The organism is Flavobacterium sp. GL_143, assembly GCF_057834355.1.
In genome coordinates this window covers 3,843,935-3,864,825 of the sequence record NZ_CM174401.1, presented here as the reverse complement: position 1 = coordinate 3,864,825, position 20,891 = coordinate 3,843,935, and the positions used below count along the sequence as shown (strand labels likewise).

The window sequence follows — 20,891 nt, the reverse complement described above, 5'->3', positions numbered from 1 at the left end:
GGGTGAAATTAACCGCAAGGTTCACAAAAAGCTGTTTAAGCAGTATCATGCTGGCTGTTGTATTTCAAACATAGCCCAAGGTTTCAACCTTGGGAAACTTGTGATGATTTGCATTGAGACAATACATTGCGCTCCAATGGTTGAAACCATTGGCTATGTTTTTTCAAAGCTTTGCGAACTTTGCGTTTTTATAAACCCCATCCATGTAAAAAACTTTGCGCCTTTTGCGGTAAAATAATCGCAAAACTATTCCCTCTGAACCTTTGCACCTCAGAACCTTTGTTCCTTTTTAATCTAATCTAACATTCTCGGCTCATGTGCCGGTTCTTTTATTCCTCCAACTTTTTCCTGCATAGCCTGAAAAATGATAAACAAAACCGGAATCACAAAAACCCCGAATAATGTACCAATCAACATTCCACCAACGGCAGCTGTACCAATAGACCTGTTACTTAATGCGCCTGCGCCAGTAGCAATCATCAACGGAATCAATCCGAAGATAAAAGCAAACGAGGTCATTAAAATAGGTCGTAATCTGGCTCTTGCTCCAAATATTGCTGACTGCACAAGACTTCTTCCGCTTAAGCGATGTAATAGTGCAAACTCTACAATAAGAATGGCATTTTTGGCTAAAAGCCCAATCAACATTATCAAACTTATCTGAAGGAAAATATTATTATCTACTCCAAAAAGATTCGCAAATATAAATGCTCCCGCAAGTCCTATTGGTAAGGATAACAACACCGAAAATGGTAAAATATAACTCTTGTATTGCGCACTTAGCAAGAAGTAAATAAAGATTAAACAAAGTCCGAAAATCAATGTTGTCTGACTTCCGCTGGAAAGTTCTTCTTTGGTTAAACCAGAAAACTCATAAGTATACCCTCTTTCTAGTGTTTGTGCTGCCACTTCCTCGATTGCTTTTATCGCATCTCCAGAACTATATCCTGTATTTGGCGCACCAGTAACAGTAGTAGATGTAAACAGGTTAAAACGATTTAAAAATTCTGGTCCATACGTTTTCTTTAATGTTACAAACTCCGAAATTGGTGCCATTGCCCCTTTATCTGTTCGAACAAAAACTTTATTAATATCACTTTCTTTCGCTCTGTAATCAGGATGTGACTGTAGCATTACTCGGTATTGTTTTCCGAATTTATTAATATCAGAAGCGTAGATTCCACCAAAATAACCCTGAAGCGTATTAAGAACCGTGTTTACAGATACACCCGCGTCTTTACACTTTGCCACATTTACATTAACTTCCATTTCTGGGAAACCAATATTAAACGGACTTGTAGCATACATTATCTCTGGTCGCTGATTAACTGCTGCCATAAACTTTCCGATATTCTTATCAAAATTCTGATAACTTCCTCCCGTTTTATCTTGCAGTTGTACTTCAAATCCGTTGCTGTTTCCGAATCCTTGCAAAGTTGGCGCAGCAAAGAAAATGATACTTGCTCCTTTTATATGTGAAGTTTTTTCAAACAACTGACTCACAATTGAATTAACATCCTGAGTTTTACCTTTCCTTTCATTCCAAGGTTTCAGTCTTATGAATAATGCTCCGTAAGAACCTCCTGATCCGTGAATTAAATCCATTCCCGAAAGGGTTGATGAAAGTTCTATTTCGGGGATACTTCTCGCGATACTATCTATTTCTTTTGTAATTTCTTCAGTGCGTTCTAGTGTCGAAGATGGTGGTAAAACCACATTCCCAAAAATAGCTCCTCCATCATCATTAGGTACAAAACCTGTTGGTGTTGTTTTTATTAAAGCATAAAATACTATTCCGAATACTGCAATTGCGACTAAGGAAATCCATTTTCTACGAATCAGGAATCGAACTGCGTTAATATATTTATTTGTAACCGTTTCAAAAGCTACATTAAAACTCGCATAGAATCTTGGTAAGAAACCTTTAGGATGATTCGATTTTTCTGGGTCGTGTGGTTTTAATAAAATAGCACAAAGTGCAGGACTTAAAGTCAATGCATTAATTGCCGAAATTAATATGGCTACTGCCAATGTTAAACCAAATTGCTTGTAAAATACACCCGCCGAACCTGTAATAAATGTAACAGGAATAAATACCGCCGACATAATTAAGGTAATAGATATTATCGCTCCGCTAATCTCGCTCATAGCATGAATAGTTGCTTTCTTAGCCGATTTTGCACCTTGATCTAGTTTGGCATGAACTGCCTCGACGACTACAATCGCATCATCTACCACAATACCAATGGCAAGAACCAAAGCAAAAAGTGTCAATAAATTAATCGTAAATCCGAATAATTTCAAGAAAAAGAAAGTACCAATAATCGATACAGGAACTGCAATCGCCGGAATTAATGTTGACCTGAAATCTTGTAAAAAGATAAACACAACTATAAAAACTAGAATAAATGCTTCGATAATCGTATAGATTACCTTTTCGATAGATGCGTCTAGAAAATCATTGGCATTTAAGAAGGTATGATACTCTAATCCCGGAGGGAAATCCTTAGATGCTTTTTTTAATATGTCTTCACAAGCAATAATCAATTCTCGAGCATTAGAACCCGAAATCTGACTTATCGCTCCTCCCGAAGAAACTTTTCCTTGGGTGATTAATGAAGTAGTATAATCTAAAGCACCAAACTCGATATCGGCAACATCTTTTAAGCGTAATAAACTTCCTTGTTTACCGCTTCTCAAAACAATGTTTTCAAACTCTGCAGGGTTTTCAAGTCTTCCTGTAAACTTTAAAGCATATTGTACCGATTCTTTACTATTTTCTCCAATTTTTCCTGGGGCGGCTTCAATATTTTGTTCTTGTAATGCTTTAATAATATCGTCTGGAACTAATCCTTGATTTGCCATTGCATCGGGTTTTAACCAAATACGCATTGAATATTCCTGACTGCTATAAATTTCGGTTCCTCCTACTCCTTCAACACGTTTCATCTCGGGCATGATATTTATCCTCAAATAATTATCAAGAAACTTTTCGTCGTACTTTCCGTCTTTGCTATATAACAAGAAACTAAAAGCGGTACTACTTAATTGTTTGCTAGTTGTAATACCCGATTTAATAACCTCATTTGGTAACAAACTTGTTGCTTTAGTAACTCTGTTCTGAACGTTTACCGCTGCCATATCAGGATTTGTTCCCTGTTTAAAGAATATGGTTATCGACGCTGTACCATTACTACTTGCGGTAGATGTCATGTAGGTCATATTCTCGACTCCGTTTATTTGTTCTTCTAGCGGAACAATCACACTTTTCATAACCACGTCGGCACTTGCTCCTTGGTAAGAAGCGGTCACAACAACTGTAGGTGGCGCAATTTCGGGATATTGTGATATGGGCAGGGAAGCTAATCCCAGTAATCCTAAAATCACTATTATAATCGATATTACGGTGGATAATACCGGATTTTCTATAAATTTTCTAAACATGTCTTTTTATTTTTTTAATGAAGGAACTATCGATGCGATTTTCATTCCATCCCTTAAATTCCCTATTCCATCTGTAATTATAGTATCTCCAGATTTTACACCTTCGGTTACTACATATTCTTTTTCTGTTGAGGTGTTTCTTATTTTTATTTCGGTATTATGCACTACATTTTTTGCATCTACAGTAAATACAAAAAAGCGTCCCTGCAACTCAAATACTGCTTTTTTAGGAACTAAAATAGCAGCTTCAAATTTTGTTGGAATGACAATTGTGGCACTTGCTCCACTCCATAATTTACCTTCTGGATTTGGGAAAACTGCTTTAAAATTTGCCGAACCTGTACTTGCATTTAATACTCCGCTTAAAGTCTGAATTTTCCCTTTTGATGGATAAGTTCCCCCATCGGCAGTTACTAACGAAACCTCGGGCATATTCCTGAATTTATCTTTTAATTGATTCCCTGAATACTGACTCAAAAAAGAGTTTAATTGTTGCTGACTTAAAGAAAAATAAGCAAAGATATTTTTGGTATTAGCTACTGTAGTTAAAGGATCTGGTGCTGAACTGCTTACTAAACTTCCTATTTTAAATGGTAAGCTTCCTACAACTCCATTTATCGGGCTCACAATATTGGTAAAAGCTAGTTTGGATTTAGATGCAGATAAATCGGCATTTGCCTGACTTAATTCGGCTCTTTTTACTCGTTCAATATTTTTAGCAGATGTCAATTCATAGTTATTTATAATTTTCTTTTCTGCCAATGCTGCTGTTCTTTTAGTCTGGATAACGGCAGTTTCCAGACTGGCTTCGGCTGCAAGAACTGCTGCTTTCTTATTATTTACTTCCTGCAAATAACTATTGGCATCTATTTTAAATAAAGGTTGTCCTTTGGCTACAGCCGAACCTTCTTCTACATAAACCTGCTCTATATATCCATCTACTTTAGAGCGTATTTCGACCGTTTGTTCTCCTTCTAAAGTCGTTGGAAATTCGACTGAAACATCTGCTTTTTGCGCCTTTAGCGTAAGCGTAGGATATGCTGTTGGACTTTCTGTTTGTTCTGCGTTTTTGGAATTACATGAAACTATCAAAAGTGTTCCTATAATCAGTATTGCTATTCTTCTTTTCATTATTTCGTTTATTTTCTTTTGTAAATCATTAAAGGAGAACCTGCTTCTCCCCACATTAGGGTTTGTACATATTTAATTAATTGGCTTGTGGCCAATACAAGAACTTCTTCGGGTATGGACGAATTGGCTTTTAGCACTACTTTTTGATTGATAAAAGCCGAAAATTCTATTTTTCTTATTCTTTCCATCCATAAAATTCCTTCGTGATTTCCAGTTGTCGAATACACCACTATCGATGCATGCGGAGCTAGTAATGAACTGATTAATACATACGCCCAAAGCGGAACTATAGCATCATTAGAACAAGTAATTACTACATCTTTTCCTTTATATTGGTTCCAATCGATATTGGTCATTTCTAATCGGAATGTCTTTTCTTGTAACATAAAATCTTCTATAAGAAATGGTACAATATCAAATATTATAAAATCATTTTCGATGGGTTTATACGACCGTAAATCGAGAGTTTGTATGCCAGAAGCATCTATTTTATTTATTATTTCCATGTTTTGGATTATTAAAAAATTGGGTTATTTATTAAATTTTAATTTTTGAGTTTTGCTAATTTTTGGACATAGGTATCCCCCGCCCAACTTGAATACTATTTTCTAGTATGTTGAGCACGTTGTAAAAAACACTTTAATTTTAGATAATTATTTTAACACATAGAAACATAGTTAACAAAGCGTAAAAAAGACGTTTCACTCAAAATAAATCACATAGCGCTATGCGAAAAAATTATGATTTTCTTGAAAACATCTCAAGATTTAATTCAAATCTATGTTTCTATGTGTTAAATGTTATTTTACTCTCAAAAGATTACATTAATCATTAACTAAAGGTTTTTGAGATTTCTAAAATCTATAATGGAGAGTATGTACTATTTGTAGATTTTCATCAACACATTCCAGTACGGAACGATATATACAGGTAAATTAATCCTATCATATGAACTAATGGGTGGTGATTGTAATTCTAGTACCATAATCTATAGTTTGCATTAATAATTTCTGTAACTCTCAATATTGATTGCTCTTAGGATAATAATATCTGGCAATGAGCTTTGATAAGTTATGCAAAATTAATATTTTTGCATAATAAAACAACTAAATACTTGTTTTATTAATTTATGACTACAAATAAGATTTTAATGTTGCTCAAAATGCGAGGTCCACTTACGGCTCTTGAGATTGCGCATGAGCTTAAGATAACAAAGGAAGGCGTTAGACAACAACTACTTAAACTTGTTGAAGAAGATTTTATTCATCCTCAGGAAGAGTCTAAAGGTGTTGGTAGACCTCAAAAAACTTTTAGCCTTACGGCGAATGGAAATTCGAAGTTTCCCGACACTCATGCCGAATTAACCCTAAAGCTAATTAATATTATTAACGCTATGGGCGGAGATACTATGCAAGCGGTTATTGATGTATATGAAGAAAGTGGGAAAAAGAAGTATCATGAAGAAATTGATACTATTAATGATTTGGAACAAAAAATAGAAAAACTTGTCGAAATAAGAACCAGAGAAGGTTATATGGCAGAATACGCTAAGAATGACGATGGGTATCTTTTTGTCGAAAATCACTGTCCTATTTGTGCTGCTGCAACAATTTGTCAAGGTTTTTGTTCTTCCGAATTAAATACATTTAGATCTGTATTAGGAAAAGAAGTTAACATTAATCGTGTGAGTCATATCATTGCAGGCGAGAGAAGATGTGCTTATCAGATTAGTATTTAGTTTTTAGTCGCGGTTTTCAGTGGCAGTTTACAGTATCAGTTTACAGTAAAGCTTTGCGAAAAAACCTTTGCGCTCTTTGCGGTTAATTTCTCTGCTACTGAAAACTGAAACTGAAAACTAAAAAAGCCCTTTCTAAACTTTAGAAAGGGCTTTTGATTGATTGACAATTAATTAAATTTAGTCCATTGAAACAACAATAAATTCACTTCTTCTGTTCAATTGATGTTCAGCTTCGGTGCAAGGAACTCCATCGGAACAGTGGTTTACTAACTGACTCTCGCCATATCCTTTGGCGGTTAATCGATTAGATTTAATTCCGTTTTTTATCAACCATTGTTGGGTTGATTTGGCTCTTCTGTCTGATAATGCCAGATTGTATTTGGCTGTTTGACGACTATCGGTATGGGAGCGGATATCGATTTTCATCTTTGGGTATTGCTGCATTACTGCCAGGATTTTCTCTAGTTCGAAGGCGGCATCTTTGCGGATGATGGATTTATCTAAATCAAAATAGATGATAGGTATGTTTAGCGTTTTGGCCAAATCGGTTCCTACTGTGATTGGCTTGATGCGTTTTTCTAATTTTATATTTAGGTCTGTTTCTCCTGATTGCTCTTTTATGATTACTGGAGTTTCTATGGTTTCATAATCTTCTTTGGCTACTCTTACATGATAGGTTTTGTTACAATCTACCTTAAAGCTATATGTTCCGTTTGCTGCTGTTGTAACCTCGCCTATTGTTTTAAATTGCTCGTCGAGCAGGGTTACTTTGGCGTTCTCTAGTATGGCGTTGGTTTCTTTGTCGGTTACTATTCCTTTTAGGGTTTGTTCGCAGTTTAGTTTTCTGGTTTGGGTTAGTTTGTAAATATCATCGTTGCCGTTTCCTCCTTCTCTGTTGGAGGTGAAGTATCCTTTTTGGGTTTCGCTATCGATGATAAATGCAAAGTCGTCTTGTTTGCTATTTATTGGTGCGCCTACGTTTTGTACTGTTGTAAAGGTGTTATCGTTGTTGTTCTTATCGTTGTTGTTGTTATCATTGATTTTGGTAACGTATACATCGAGTCCGCCTAGTCCTGGTCGTCCGTCGCTGGCAAAATATAGCTGGTTGTCGTTTGCTATAAACGGGAAGGTTTCTCTGCCTTCGGTATTGATTGTTTTTCCTAGGTTTTCTGGTTTTCCAAAGCTTTTGTCGCTGTTTATTGTTACGCTATACAAATCGGATTGGCCCAGGGTTCCTGGCATATCGGAGGCGAAGTATAGTTTTTTTTCGTCATTACTTAGTGCGGGATGTGCGGTGCTGTACTGGTCGCTATTAAATGGTAGCTCGCTTACGTTGGTCCATTTACCATCGATTTGTTCTGCTTTATAGAGTTTTAACAGGGTGATTTTTTGGTTGTCTTTGCCTCTTTTTCCTTCCAGATAGTTGTTTCTTGTAAAGTACATTGTTTTTCCGTCTTTGGTGAAAACGGGGGTGGATTCATTGAATTTGGAATTGATGTTCTTTTGGAATCGTTCTGGTGTTCCTAGTGTTCCATCGGCTTTTATTTCGGCGGTGTATAGGTTGGTAAAGGATTTATTGGTCCATTTGAATGTTTTTTTGGCTATGCCTCCGGTATCTCTGGCGGATGCAAATACGAGTTTGTTGTCGTAATAGGCGCTTCCGTAATCGGTTTGGGTGGAGTTGATTTTTGCGTCGGCTATTTCGTATCGTCCTGAGTTGGCTTTTATTTGCTCGAGGTAGTTTTTATTGTTTTCGAATAGTTCTCCTCTTTTATCGGCTGTCTTTTTTTTGTTGAAGCTCTCGAGGGTTTTATCTGCTTTGGCATAATCTCCTGTGGCTTTTAGGGTTTGTGCGTAGCGGTAGTAGTACTCGGGTTCTTGTTCTGGATTCATTTCAAAAAGGGACTGATACCATTTGGCTGCTTTGGTTAGTTCGCCATTAAAGTAGTAGGCGTTACCTAGTCTTTGGAACATTTCCTGGTCTTTGTATCCTTTTTCGGCTACTCTTTCGTAGGTGGCAATGGCATCGATATAGGCGTATTGGTTATAGTCTTTATCGGCTTTGTGCTGGCTTGCGCTTTGTGCTCTTCCGTTTAGTGTTATCAGTACTAAAAGGAGGGTGAAGGTGATGGCTATATAGTTTTTTTTCATCTTTGATGGATTTAGAAGAATCTTGGTGAGGTTATTCGGCTGTAATTATTAAAGAATTCGAATCGCAGGAATATCTCGTGGGAACCTGAGTTGTAGTTGTTCAGGCGGGTGGTTTCGCGGTCGTAGGCGTAGCCTAGGTATAATCCGTCGCTTACCTGGAATCCTACCATGGCGCTTAGGGCTGCACTCCATCTGTAGGCGACTCCGGCTACAAATTTGTCATTGAACATGAAGTTGGCTGACAGGTCGACTTGTAGTGGGGAACCTTCGACCATTTTGGTGAGTACGGCTGGTTTGAATTTGATATAGGGGTCTAGATCGAATACGTATCCGGCTATTAGGTAGTAGTTGATTTTGTCTTTGAAGATGGCGATGTCGTTATCGTTGTATCTGTTGGTTTCGATAAAATTGGGTACGGATAATCCGATGTAGGCTTTATCGGAATGCCAGTATACTCCTGCTCCTATGTTGGGGGTGAATTTGCTGTTTAGGTCTTGAAATTGTGGGTCGCCTTGTTGTTCTGGGTTTAGCTTTCCTATGTCTAAATTGAACAAATTTGCGGTGGCTTTGATCCCGAAGGATAGCTTGAAGGTTTCGGATGTGGGTATGGTATAGGATAAATCGGCCGAGAATGTGTTTTCGTTTGTTGGTCCTATTTTATCGTTTACCAGGGATACTCCAAGTCCCAGGTTGCTATTGTTTAACGGGGTGTTTAGGGAGAAGCTGCTGGTTTCAGGTGCTCCATCGAGTCCTACCCATTGGGTACGGTATAGTCCAAAAATGCTCATGGCTCCTCTGGAACCGGCATAGGCTGGGTTTATATTGATGGTATTGTACATGTATTGTGTAAACTGGGCATCTTGTTGTGCATGGCTTACTGCGGAAAAAAACATAAAAACGATTACTAATTTTCTCATTTATTTTTCTTTTAAGAATGGCTTAGCTTTTTAGGGCTAAGCCGTTTCTATTTGTTTTTTACTTTTATTTATTGATGTATAAATATCCTGCTTCCTGGTGGGCATTGGACTCGCTGTCTTTGTATTTTAGTACGTAGTAGTATGTTCCTACTGGCAGTCCATCGGATTGTTTTACGGTGGTGCGTCCTTCGGACATTCCTCTAAAGGCACGCTCTTCGTTGTTGTAGTGTTCGCGTTCGAATACTAAAACTCCCCATCGGTTATATATCTCTACGGTGTTCTCTGGATAACATTCTAGCCCTTGGATGTAGAATCTTTCGTTCATTGAATCTCCGTTTGGTGAGATGGCATTGAAGACTTTTATTACGCAGCCTTCTATTGGGGATACTGTTGGGTTGTCGTCTACATTACTGGTGTAATCGGATTTGTCTTCTACTGTGATTCCGTTGGCACTGGTTCCAAATGCGGTGGCCTGGTTGCTTATTTTTCCGGCATTGATGTCGGATTGTTTGATTACATATACGCCTATAAAGGTGTGTTCATCGGTTTCATTTACGCCTAATGTGATTGGACCTCCTGTCATAACTAGTCCTGGAAGTGGGTCGCTAACTGTTACGTTTGTCAGCGGGGTGTTTCCAGTATTGGTTATCTTGAAGGTATAGGTGATGGTTTCTCCTGCATTGGCATAACCGCTTTTGTTTTCGTCATTGAATATTGCTGTTTTTATCACGGCTATCGATGGTACGGCTACAAAAATGGTTACTTTGGCGCTTACGCAATTTGTTTTGTTTATCACATCACAAATTTGGTAGTTTAGTGTATAGGTACCTCCTGGCGTATTTGGCGCTACATCTATTGTTCCGTCTTCGTTTAATGTGATTCCTGATAATACGGTTAGGCTTTTTATAGTTACAACGGCTGGGTTGTTTATTCTGCTTCCGTTTAATTTATCATTGTCTAATACATTGATTGCTTCTAGTGTTCCGTTTATTCCGTCTGCAAAGAGTACGTTATCATCTGTTGCATCTATAATCGCTGCTCCTACTACAACTACTGAAGTTACTTCATCACAGTTTGTCGGATTGGTCACTTCGCATATTTTGTAGGTTACATCGTAGTTTCCTGCCGGTGTATTTGGAGATACGGTTACAGTTCCGTCAGGATTTAGTGTGAGTCCTGTTGGTACTGTTACTGGCGTTAGTTTTACTTCGCCTGGATTGGTTCCGATAACTACATCTACTCCGTTTAATTTATCGTTTGATGTTAATGGTGGTGTTTTGCCTCCTGTGTTTCCATTAATTGGAGAGGTCGTTTCGGTAATTGCTTCGATTAATGGTTGACTTACTACAACTACTGAAGTTACTTCATCACAATTTGTAGGATTGGTTACTTCGCATATTTTGTAGGTTACATCGTAGTTTCCTGCTGGTGTATTTGGAGATACGGTTACAGTTCCGTCTGGATTTAGTGTGAGTCCTGTTGGTACTGTTACTGGCGTTAGTTTTACTTCGCCTGGGTTGGTTCCGATAACTACATCTACTCCATTTAATTTATCGTTAGCTGTTAATGGTGGCGTTTTTCCGCCTGTGTTTCCATTAATTGGAGAAGTCGTTTCTGTAATAGCTTCAATTAATGGTTGGCTTACTACAACTACTGAGGTTACTTCATCACAATTTGTAGGATTGGTTACTTCGCATATTTTGTACGTTACATCGTAGTTTCCTGCTGGTGTATTTGGAGATACGGTTACCGTTCCATCTGGATTTAATGTTAATCCTGTTGGTACTGTTACTGGCGTTAGTTTTACTTCGCCTGGGTTGGTTCCGATAACTACATCTACTCCATTTAATTTATCGTTTGATGTCAATGATGGCGTTTTTCCGCCTGTGTTTCCATTGATTGGAGAAGTCGTTTCTGTGATGGCTTCGATTATTGGTTGACTTACTACAACTACTGAAGTTACTTCATCACAATTTGTCGGATTGGTTCCTTCGCATATTTTGTACGTTACATCGTAGTTTCCTGCTGGCGTATTTGGAGATACGGTTACAGTTCCGTCAGGATTTAATGTGAGTCCTGTTGGTACAGTTACTGGCGTTAATTTTACTTCGCCTGGGTTGGTTCCGATAACTACATCTACTCCATTTAATTTATCATTAGCTGTTAATGGTGGAGTTTTTCCGCCTGTATTTCCATTAATTGGAGAAGTCGTTTCGGCAATAGCTTCGATTAATGGTGGACTTACCACAACTACTGAAGTTACTTCATCACAATTTGTCGGATTGGTTACTTCGCATATTTTGTACGTTACATCATAGTTTCCTGCTGGTGTATTTGGAGATACGGTTACAGTTCCATCTGGATTTAGTGTGAGTCCTGTTGGTACTGTTACTGGCGTTAGTTTTACTTCGCCTGGGTTGGTTCCGATAACTACATCTACTCCGTTTAATTTATCATTAGATGTTAATGGTGGTGTTTTTCCGCCTGTATTTCCATTTATTGGAGAAGTCGTTTCTGTGATAGCTTCGATTAATGGTTGACTTACTACAACTACTGAAGTTACTTCATCACAATTTGTCGGATTGGTTACTTCGCATATTTTGTACGTTACATCATAATTTCCTGCTGGTGTATTTGGAGATATGGTTACAGTTCCGTCAGGATTTAATGTGAGCCCTGTTGGTACAGTTACTGGCGTTAGTTTTACTTCGCCTGGGTTGGTTCCGATTACTACATCTACTCCATTTAATTTATCGTTTGATGTTAATGGTGGCATTTTTCCGCCTGTGTTTCCATTGATTGGAGAAGTCGTTTCTGTGATAGCTTCGATTAATGGCTGACTTACTACAACTACTGAAGTTACTTCATCACAATTTGTCGGATTGGTCACTTCGCATATTTTGTAGGTTACATCATAGTTTCCTGCTGGTGTATTTGGAGATACGGTTACAGTTCCATCTGGATTTAATGTTAATCCTGTTGGTACTGTTACTGGCGTTAGTTTTACTTCACCTGGGTTGGTTCCAATTACTACATCTACTCCATTTAATTTATCATTAGCTGTTAATAGTGGTGTTTTTCCGCCTGTATTTCCATTTATTGGAGAAGTCGTTTCGGTGATAGCTTCGATTAATGGTTGACTTACTACAACTACTGAAGTTACTTCATCACAATTTGTCGGATTAGTTACTTCGCATATTTTGTAGGTTACATCATAGTTTCCTGCCGGTGTATTTGGAGATACGGTTACAGTTCCATCTGGATTTAATGTTAATCCTGTTGGTACTGTTACTGGCGTTAATATGACTTCACCTGGATTGGTTCCGATAACTACATCTACTCCATTTAATTTATCATTAGATGTTAATGGTGGTGTTTTTCCGCCTGTGTTTCCATTAATTGGAGAAGTCGTTTCAGTGATAGCACAAATAACATAATCAATAGTAATATTACTAGATGGAAGAGAAATACATCCTGCATCACTTGTTACGGTGAAACTATAACTACTTCCTTGTACTAAACCTGTTACAGTTGTAGTTGTAGTATTTCCAGAAATATTTCCAGGATTTATAGTCCAATTACCTGATGGTAAGCCATTCAAAACTATACTACCTGTTGAAATTGAACAAGTTGGTTTTGTTAAAGTTCCTAATCTTGGCTGTGCTGGAGTGGTGTTTACATTTACCACTACAGCAGTTCTTGCACTTTCGCAGCCATCAATTGTTTGACTTGCATAATACGTTCCTGATGCTAAAACATCTGTTACTGAATATAATGTTCCGTTTGTGCTTGCCGAATACCATTGAATAGCCGTTCCTGTAGCTTGTAAATCGCCTACTTTTTTAGCTTCTGCTGAACAAAATGTTTGCGTTGTTGCTGTTGGTTCTGCTGGTGTAGGACTTATTTTTACCACTACGGCAGTTCTTGCACTTTCACATCCGTCAATGGTTTGGCTTGCATAATACGTTCCTGATGCTAAAACATCTGTTACTGAATATAACGTTCCGTTTGTTGCTGCGGAATACCATTCGATAGCTGTTCCTGTAGCTTGTAAATCGCCTACTTTTTTAGCTTCTGCTGAACAGAATGTTTGCGTTGTAGCGGTTGGTTCTGCTGGTGTAGGAGTTATTTTTACTACTACAGCAGTTCTGGCACTTTCGCATCCGTCAATTGTCTGGCTTGCATAATAAGTTCCTGATGCTAAAACATCTGTTACTGAATATAAAGTTCCGTTTGTTGCTGCGGAATACCATTGAATAGCGGTTCCTGTAGCTTGTAAATCGCCTACTTTTTTAGCTTCTGCAGAACAAAATGTTTGCGTTGTAGCTGCTGGTTCTGCTGGTGTAGGAGTAATTTTTACTACTACGGCAGTTCTGGCACTTTCGCATCCGTCAATGGTTTGGCTTGCATAATAAGTTCCTGATGCTAAAACATCTGTTACTGAATATAATGTTCCGTTTGTTGCTGCAGAATACCATTGAATAGCGGTTCCTGTAGCTTGTAAATCGCCTACTTTTTTAGCTTCGGCTGAACAGAATGTCTGCGTTTTTGCGGTTGGTTCTGCTGGTGTAGGAGTTATTTTTACTACTACAGCAGTTCTTGCACTTTCACATTCGTCAATTGTTTGGCTTGCATAATACGTTCCTGATGCTAAAACATCTGTTACTGAATATAAAGTTCCGTTTGTTGCTGCAGAATACCATTGGATGGCTGTTCCTGTAGCTTGTAAATCGCCTACTTTTTTAGCTTCTGCTGAACAAAATGTTTGCGTTGTTGCTGTTGGTTCTGCTGGTGTAGGAGTTATTTTTACTACTACAGCAGTTCTTGCACTTTCACATCCGTCAATGGTCTGACTTGCATAATACGTTCCTGATGCTAAAACATCTGTTACTGAATATAATGTTCCGTTTGTTGCTGCAGAATACCATTGAATCGCTGTTCCTGTAGCTTGTAAATCGCCTACTTTTTTAGCTTCTGCTGAACAGAATGTTTGCGTTGTAGCGGTTGGTTCTGCTGGTGTAGGAGTTATTTTTACCACTACGGCAGTTCTTGCACTTTCGCAGCCATCAATTGTTTGACTTGCATAATACGTTCCTGATGCTAAAACATCTGTTACTGAATATAATGTTCCGTTTCTACTTGCCGAATACCATTGAATCGCTGTTCCTGTAGCTTGTAAATCGCCTACTTTTTTAGCTTCTGCTGAACAAAATGTTTGCGTTGTAGCTACTGGTTCTGCTGGTGTAGGAGTAATTTTTACGACTACAGCAGTTCTTGCACTTTCACATCCGTCAATTGTTTGGCTTGCATAATACGTTCCTGATGCTAAAACATCTGTTACTGAATATAATGTTCCGTTTGTTGCTGCGGAATACCATTGGATAGCTGTTCCTGTAGCTTGTAAATCGGCTACTTTTTTAGCTTCGGCTGAACAAAATGTTTGCGTTGTAGCGGCTGGTTCTGCTGGTGCTGTTTTTGGAGCAGCAATTCCACTACCCGAATTGGTACATCCATTTACAGTAGTAGTAACTGTATAGGTTCCTGCTGTACTTACTATAATACTAGATGTTGTTTCGCCATTACTCCACAATAAAGTACCAACAGCTGTAGTCGATAATTTTGATGTACCATCACAATTATCTTCAACTATTACAACTGGTGCTACTGGAGCAGAATTAATCGTTACAGCCACCGCTGTTCTCGTACTTTCATTTCCGTTTATAGTCTGACTTGCATAATAGGTTCTCGTTCCTAATACATGAGTTGCATCATATAGAATCCCACCTGTTAAACTATCGTACCATTTTATTTCATTACCTGTAGCAGGCAAATCAGTTATTATTTTTAAGTCAGCAGAACAAAATGTTTGTGCAATAGCTGTTGGTGGTTTCGTTTTTACAGTAACAGTAATTGTAGCTTCATTAGATGTAAAACCATCATTATCATTTACAACATAATTCAAACTAGCTACTCCACTAAAAGTTGTCAAAGGTGTAAATGTTACAATTCCTGAAGCATCAACTGTATATGTTCCTTCATCTGCTACTGTAAACGTGGCCTGAATACCTGGCGTAAGAGGATCCAGATCTACTGTTGCAACATTTATAGTTCCATCAGGATCAGTATCATTTGTTGTTACGGCAATAGTAACTGCTGTGCCACCAATAGTATTTCCTGAATCATTATTAGCTACTGGTGGTTTTACTGGCTCACTAGAGCTTTCGTTATTTAAAGGATCTGGATCTTCTTCATTTCCTGTAATTTTAGCAATATTATTATAATCTCCCTTGGCTTTAAGAATTCCCTTTACGGTAAGAGTAGCATTTCCTCTATTGGCAAGTACGCCAATATTCCAAATTCCAGTAACTAGATCATAAGTTCCTGCCGATGGAGTTGCGCTTACAAAAGTATATCCCGAAGGCAATAAATCGTTTACCTTAACTCCTGTTGCACCATATGGTCCCGCATTACTAGCTGTAATAAGAAAAGTAGCTTCATCGCCTACTTTTTTAGGAGTACCTACTACTTCTTTTTTTACCGATAAATCGGCACCATAACTAGCCGTAATTACATCCACAAATACACCTGAATCATATTGAGAATCTCCAACATCTGCAATTGCTATTTTAAAATTATAGGTTGCTCCTGGAGTTAGTTGTGTAAGATCATAAGATATTCTTTTTGTCAATCCATTGTATTCTACAAATACAGGCCTAGGTCCAATTCCATTATTAAGAGCGCCAGTATTACTATGTCCATTATTTATGTAATAATCAGTCTGAAATCTATCGGTTATAGGTGTGCCTGTATTATCCTTAGAAGCTCCAAGTACTCCTCCATTTACCGAATTAACAGAAATTTCTCTGTTGCTCGATGGCAGTTTTGCGATATTTTGTGTCCCTGTAACTCCAGGTCCTGAAATAAAAAATCCAAAAACATCATTATATCTACTTCCAACATAATCAGGATATTCTTCTGATCCGAACTGAAAAAAGATACGAATAGCAGTCATTTTAGGATCTAGAGTTACCTTGAAGGTATATACAACTGCATCATTATTTGCTGAGCCATCAAGAGTTGCTAAATCCGGATCAATCGCTGAATTTCCATTTGGATTGGAACCTGCAGCTAAAGATTTATTCCTGTTGCTTAAATCTGAAGTAGCATCTCCTGTAGAAAACAGAATACCTCTGTCTATCTCTAAACCCGCATTTGTTCCACCCGAAAAAACGGCAATTTGTTTAGCTCTAACCCCTTTAACTAATGTAGGAACGCTCAAAACAACACCGCTACCATTTAATGTACTTAATATTGTCGTATCATTAGGGCCTGCACTATGTGTGGTCTGGACTTGTGAGTAGCCTGTGTTTCCAAATATAAACAGAAACAAGAAACAGACTAGAAATCGATTCAGAGCCCCCTCTTTATTTGGCATTAATAATTTAAAATAAGTAAAGTTCCTCATATAATAATTGTTATTAAAATTCTAAAAAATAGTATTCAGGGATATTTATTAATCTCTAAATATTGTAACTATTGAAATCAAACTATTTGGTATTCTATTCTGGTGGTTCCTTTAATCGAAATTTGCAGTTTTCAATCAATGTTTTTAACTGATAAACAACTACTTCCATATTAGAGTAATCCAGATGCGAATTTCTTTCTAATCATTAAGAAGCCATGTAGAGAATACAGAATTATACTGTAGAATTAATTCTACATATAAAGGCTCCTGCTTTTTCGTAATATTGAAGGGTAAATTTTCAAGGTATTTAAATGCCTTTCTCTAAGAAATATCCCAATAATCATTAAACATTTTAATAATTTAATAGCATTATTTCTGACATTGTTTTTTGTCAATTTTCTTTATTCTCAAATAGATAATAAAGACTATACTCTTATTTGGTATTCTGCAGACAATAATATACTTCCTCAAAACAGTGTAAAATCCATAATAAAAGATAATAATGGTTTTATATGGATGGCTACCGAAAATGGATTGGTAAGATATGATGGAAATCAATTTAAGACATTTAATACCGAAAATGTAGCAGGAATGACTACTAACAGGATGAGTCTTTTTCGAGGAAATGCACTTAAAGACAATATCTACTTACTCAATGATCTTGCCGATTATATCCGGATAAAAAACAATACTGCTTCTATAATTCCTAAAAATAAAATTCCTAAGCAATTTAAAATCAGTAATGCCCTTTATAAAAAAAGACGATTCTATAACAACAAAATTCATAGAACTGATAACAAATATTTTACACTCTCAAAAAAGTATATTGGTCTGTATCAAGATGAAAACAAACTATTGTGGCAGGTTAAATATGCTTATGATGAGTATCAAAACTTTTTCATACTAAACAATGTTATTTACAACTATGATGGAGAAAAATTCATAAAATTCGAGAATGGAAAAATTGATCCTATAAAGATAGATGGGCTAAAAACAAATAATTTTTCTATTATCATAAACAATGTTTCTCAACAAACCTTTTTTATCGTTGAAGGCAATTTTTACATCCTTGAAAAAAAACATAAAAAACTTGTACTTCGTTTGTTGTTAAAGAATTATGACCTTTCAAAAAGAAATATAGTATCTGCATATTATGACCTAGATGATCGAATTTTATATATCGGAAGTAGTACTGATGGATTGCTTGTAGTTAAGGAAAAACTTTTTTTGGCCATTCCTGGAAAAAATAAGGATGGAGTATATTACGCGCAGGTTCCATATCAGGAGAATCAATTCTTGGCCACATCGGGAGAAATTTTCACAACAGATGGGCAATCATTAAGTAATCCTTTATTTAAAGTTCTAAATGATAATTATAGCCTGATGTTTGATAAAATGGGAAATATCTGGACTAAGGCAAATAATATTGTGTACTGTTTTCATAAAAAAAGCAATTTTATTACCTATAACAAATGGAGTTTTGAGGATAGAGTTACACAAATTTTCCAGATGAATAGCGGGGAAATAATAGTAGGAATGAGCGTTGGAGGTTCTCCAAATGGAAAATTATACACATTAGGAGGTACAAAAGATAAACCTCATTTTAATTTTTATATGAATGTTCCTTTTAATGTAACCTATATGCTTCAGATAAAAGATAATATTATCTGGACAGGGTCACATTTGGGATTTCATCAAATTCATTTTAAAGAGAAAAAAATTGAAAATGTAAAGGAGACAGAAAACAATTATGTGAGAAGTGTATATATTGGTAAACCCGATGAAATATGGATAACAACTTATGGAAATGGTTTTTATCTATACAATCAATTTACTAAAAAAACTACCTCTTTTCCTGTAGATAAAAACAAGTATCTACTCACTTCTCATTGCATTATAGAAGATAAAAACGGATATTTTTGGATTACTACTAATAAAGGATTATTTCAGGTTTCTAAAAAAAACCTACTGGATTATTCCAACAAAAAAATAAAAAATATTTATTATCAATATTATGATAAGTCCGATGGTTTTGCAACCAATGAATTTAATGGCGGATGCCAGCCATGCGGATTATTATTAAAGAATAATTACGTGACATTCCCATCAATGAAAGGAAATGTGGTATTTGATTCTAAAAAAGTAAAAAGACTTTTACCTAAAGGAGATATTTATTTTGAGCAGGCAGAAGTCAACAATTCAAATGTTTCTATTAAAAATGACACTCTTAACTTAAATCATGATTTTGAACGACTTAGGCTTTTTATAAATAGTCCTTATTATGGAAATTCAAATAATTTAAATATAGAAACCAAAGTCGAAGGTCCGATATCTCAAAAATGGGAATCAATAATCGATAATAATATTTACTTTACGACTTTACCACACGGAACTTATCATCTTACAGCCAGAAAAATGACTGGACATGATTCTGAATACCGATACAAAACACTAACTATAATAATCGCTCCGGCATTTTATCAAACCATTTGGTTTAACGTATTGATTTTTATTTTAGCCTTTACTACTCTATATTATGTTGTAAAATTAAGACTGAAATATGTTCGATTGAAAAACATTCATTTAGAAAAAAAAATAGCCGAACAAACTTTTCAACTCCGTAATACAATTACAACATTAAAAGATACAACCGAAAATTTACGTGAACAAATCACAAATCACAAAAAACTTATAGGAACAATTACACACGATATAAAAAGTCCATTGCGTTTTTTGGCAATGACTGCAAAACACATTTATCAAAACCCAAATGATTCAGAAGCTGTTCAGGATGGTATAAAATCATTACATACTTCATCTTTCCAACTCTATAATTTTGTAAATAATATATTAGAATATACCAAAGTATCTAAACACGAAAATTTATCCAGTACGTATTGTTTATATGATCTGATCGAAGAAAAAATAAAAATTTTCCTGACCATTGCCTCTTCCAAAAAAATCGTAATTGAAAACCTCATTGATACAAACCAAACTATCAGCAATAATCGATTATTATTTTCAATCGTTGTACATAATCTTCTGGACAATGCAATAAAAAATACTCCATCAGGAAAAATTACTTTAGTCTCAGGAATAATGGATAACAAGCTATTCTTTGCTATTAAAGATACTGGAAGCGGAATGTCTGGCGATATTGTAAACCTTTACAATAAACAGGATATAAAATTAACGCAAACCCAAGAAAAACCTGGAATGGGGCTACAAATTGTGACCGAACTTTTGGAGATTATGAAAGCTAAAATGAAGATTGAGAGTACTATAAATATCGGTACAAAAATTACAATTCTGTTTTTGAATACCAAATAAATCTAGTTTTTATAGATTTTTAGAATTTCGACTAGTCTAACAACATTGTTGATCCCTAGTTTTTCAAAGATTCTATTTTTAAATGTACTTACAGTTGTCATCTGGATATTCAACTTATTCGAAATTTCGAGGTTTCCTTCTCCATTAACAAGAAGTTCGGCAACTTCAATCTCTCTATCCGAAAGGATTTCTAATGGATTTATTGGTGTTTTATTTAGGGCGTTTTGAAGAATTTTCTCTTTTACAACATCACTAATATATTTTCCGGTTTCTATAACAGAGCGAACAGCTTTAATAATTTCCTCGTCACTGCTGTCTTTATTTAAAAAACCATTGGCACCAGCATGAATATAACGCAAAGCATATTGCGTTTCATCATAAGCAGAAAACATCAAGATCAATAAATTAGGGTGATTTTGCTTAATTTTTTCAACCATTTTGGTACTATTCCCTCCAGGAAGGTTAATATCTAAAAAAATCAAGTCTTGTTTCTGGCGTAGTTTGCTTATAACTTCTTCAAAACTATCTGCATGAGTAATGTTAATACTTCGGAAAGCTTCTTTTAATAACAAAGAAATTCCGTGCCGTACTACACTATGGTCATCTGCTAATAATATATTGAAGTCTTTTTTCATAGAAAATTTTACAGCTCAAAATTACAATTATTTGCCTGAACTAAAAACATTTATGATAAATCAATGCTGTTAAATCATAA

9 protein-coding genes are annotated in these 20,891 nt (G+C 36.1%); 2 read left to right on the top strand and 7 right to left on the bottom strand.

The window, feature by feature from the left end; genetic code table 11:
* Positions 1-294: 294 nt before the first annotated feature.
* Genes AC3IPI_RS16530 through AC3IPI_RS16520 form a run of 3 tightly spaced genes read right to left on the bottom strand, consistent with a single transcriptional unit; the run spans position 295 to position 5,081 of the window.
* A complete protein-coding gene (locus tag AC3IPI_RS16530; RefSeq protein WP_489154190.1) occupies positions 295-3,444 on the bottom strand; it encodes an efflux RND transporter permease subunit in 3,150 nt (1,049 codons plus the stop codon).
* A gap of 6 nt (positions 3,445-3,450) precedes the next feature.
* Positions 3,451-4,575 (bottom strand): efflux RND transporter periplasmic adaptor subunit, encoded by a 1,125-nt coding sequence (locus tag AC3IPI_RS16525; protein WP_489154188.1) that lies wholly within the window; start codon positions 4,573-4,575, stop codon positions 3,451-3,453.
* Between the two features lie 8 nt (positions 4,576-4,583).
* Positions 4,584-5,081 carry a DUF2480 family protein gene (locus AC3IPI_RS16520; protein WP_489154186.1) on the bottom strand — a complete coding sequence of 166 codons (498 nt, stop codon included), beginning with the start codon at positions 5,079-5,081 and terminating at the stop codon, positions 4,584-4,586.
* A gap of 656 nt (positions 5,082-5,737) precedes the next feature.
* Here AC3IPI_RS16520 and AC3IPI_RS16515 point away from each other — a divergent pair.
* Positions 5,738-6,313 (top strand): helix-turn-helix transcriptional regulator, encoded by a 576-nt coding sequence (locus AC3IPI_RS16515; RefSeq protein WP_489154184.1) that lies wholly within the window; start codon positions 5,738-5,740, stop codon positions 6,311-6,313.
* Between the two features lie 177 nt (positions 6,314-6,490).
* Here AC3IPI_RS16515 and AC3IPI_RS16510 read toward each other — a convergent pair whose 3' ends face one another.
* From AC3IPI_RS16510 to AC3IPI_RS16500, 3 genes are all read right to left on the bottom strand, one after another.
* A complete protein-coding gene (locus AC3IPI_RS16510) occupies positions 6,491-8,464 on the bottom strand; it encodes an OmpA family protein (protein ID WP_489154182.1) in 1,974 nt (657 codons plus the stop codon).
* 11 nt (positions 8,465-8,475) lie between these two features.
* Positions 8,476-9,381 (bottom strand): PorP/SprF family type IX secretion system membrane protein, encoded by a 906-nt coding sequence (locus AC3IPI_RS16505; protein ID WP_409416421.1) that lies wholly within the window; start codon positions 9,379-9,381, stop codon positions 8,476-8,478.
* 64 nt (positions 9,382-9,445) lie between these two features.
* Positions 9,446-16,816 (bottom strand): Ig-like domain-containing protein, encoded by a 7,371-nt coding sequence (locus AC3IPI_RS16500; RefSeq protein WP_489154179.1) that lies wholly within the window; start codon positions 16,814-16,816, stop codon positions 9,446-9,448.
* A 411-nt stretch (positions 16,817-17,227) separates the two neighbouring features.
* Between AC3IPI_RS16500 and AC3IPI_RS16495 the strand changes: the two genes are divergently transcribed.
* Entirely contained in the window at positions 17,228-20,176 is a 2,949-nt protein-coding gene (locus tag AC3IPI_RS16495; RefSeq protein ID WP_489154177.1) for a ligand-binding sensor domain-containing protein, read from the top strand.
* Positions 20,177-20,178: 2 nt separating this feature from the next.
* Here the strand turns inward: AC3IPI_RS16495 and AC3IPI_RS16490 are convergent, their stop codons facing one another.
* Positions 20,179-20,811, bottom strand: coding sequence for a response regulator (locus tag AC3IPI_RS16490; RefSeq protein ID WP_086895904.1), 633 nt, complete (start codon positions 20,809-20,811; stop codon positions 20,179-20,181).
* Positions 20,812-20,891 lie beyond the last annotated feature (80 nt).

Bases quoted from the DNA above. Each gene is read 5' to 3' on its own strand.
- AC3IPI_RS16520 (WP_489154186.1), bottom strand. From the start codon at position 5,081: ATGGAAATAATAAATAAAATAGATGCTTCTGGCATACAAACTCTCGAT.
- AC3IPI_RS16500 (WP_489154179.1), bottom strand. From the start codon at position 16,816: ATGCCAAATAAAGAGGGGGCTCTGAATCGATTTCTAGTCTGTTTCTTG.
- AC3IPI_RS16510 (WP_489154182.1), bottom strand. From the start codon at position 8,464: ATGAAAAAAAACTATATAGCCATCACCTTCACCCTCCTTTTAGTACTG.
- AC3IPI_RS16505 (WP_409416421.1), bottom strand. From the start codon at position 9,381: ATGAGAAAATTAGTAATCGTTTTTATGTTTTTTTCCGCAGTAAGCCAT.
- AC3IPI_RS16525 (WP_489154188.1), bottom strand. From the start codon at position 4,575: ATGAAAAGAAGAATAGCAATACTGATTATAGGAACACTTTTGATAGTT.
- AC3IPI_RS16515 (WP_489154184.1), top strand. From the start codon at position 5,738: ATGCGAGGTCCACTTACGGCTCTTGAGATTGCGCATGAGCTTAAGATA.
- AC3IPI_RS16530 (WP_489154190.1), bottom strand. From the start codon at position 3,444: ATGTTTAGAAAATTTATAGAAAATCCGGTATTATCCACCGTAATATCG.
- AC3IPI_RS16490 (WP_086895904.1), bottom strand. From the start codon at position 20,811: ATGAAAAAAGACTTCAATATATTATTAGCAGATGACCATAGTGTAGTA.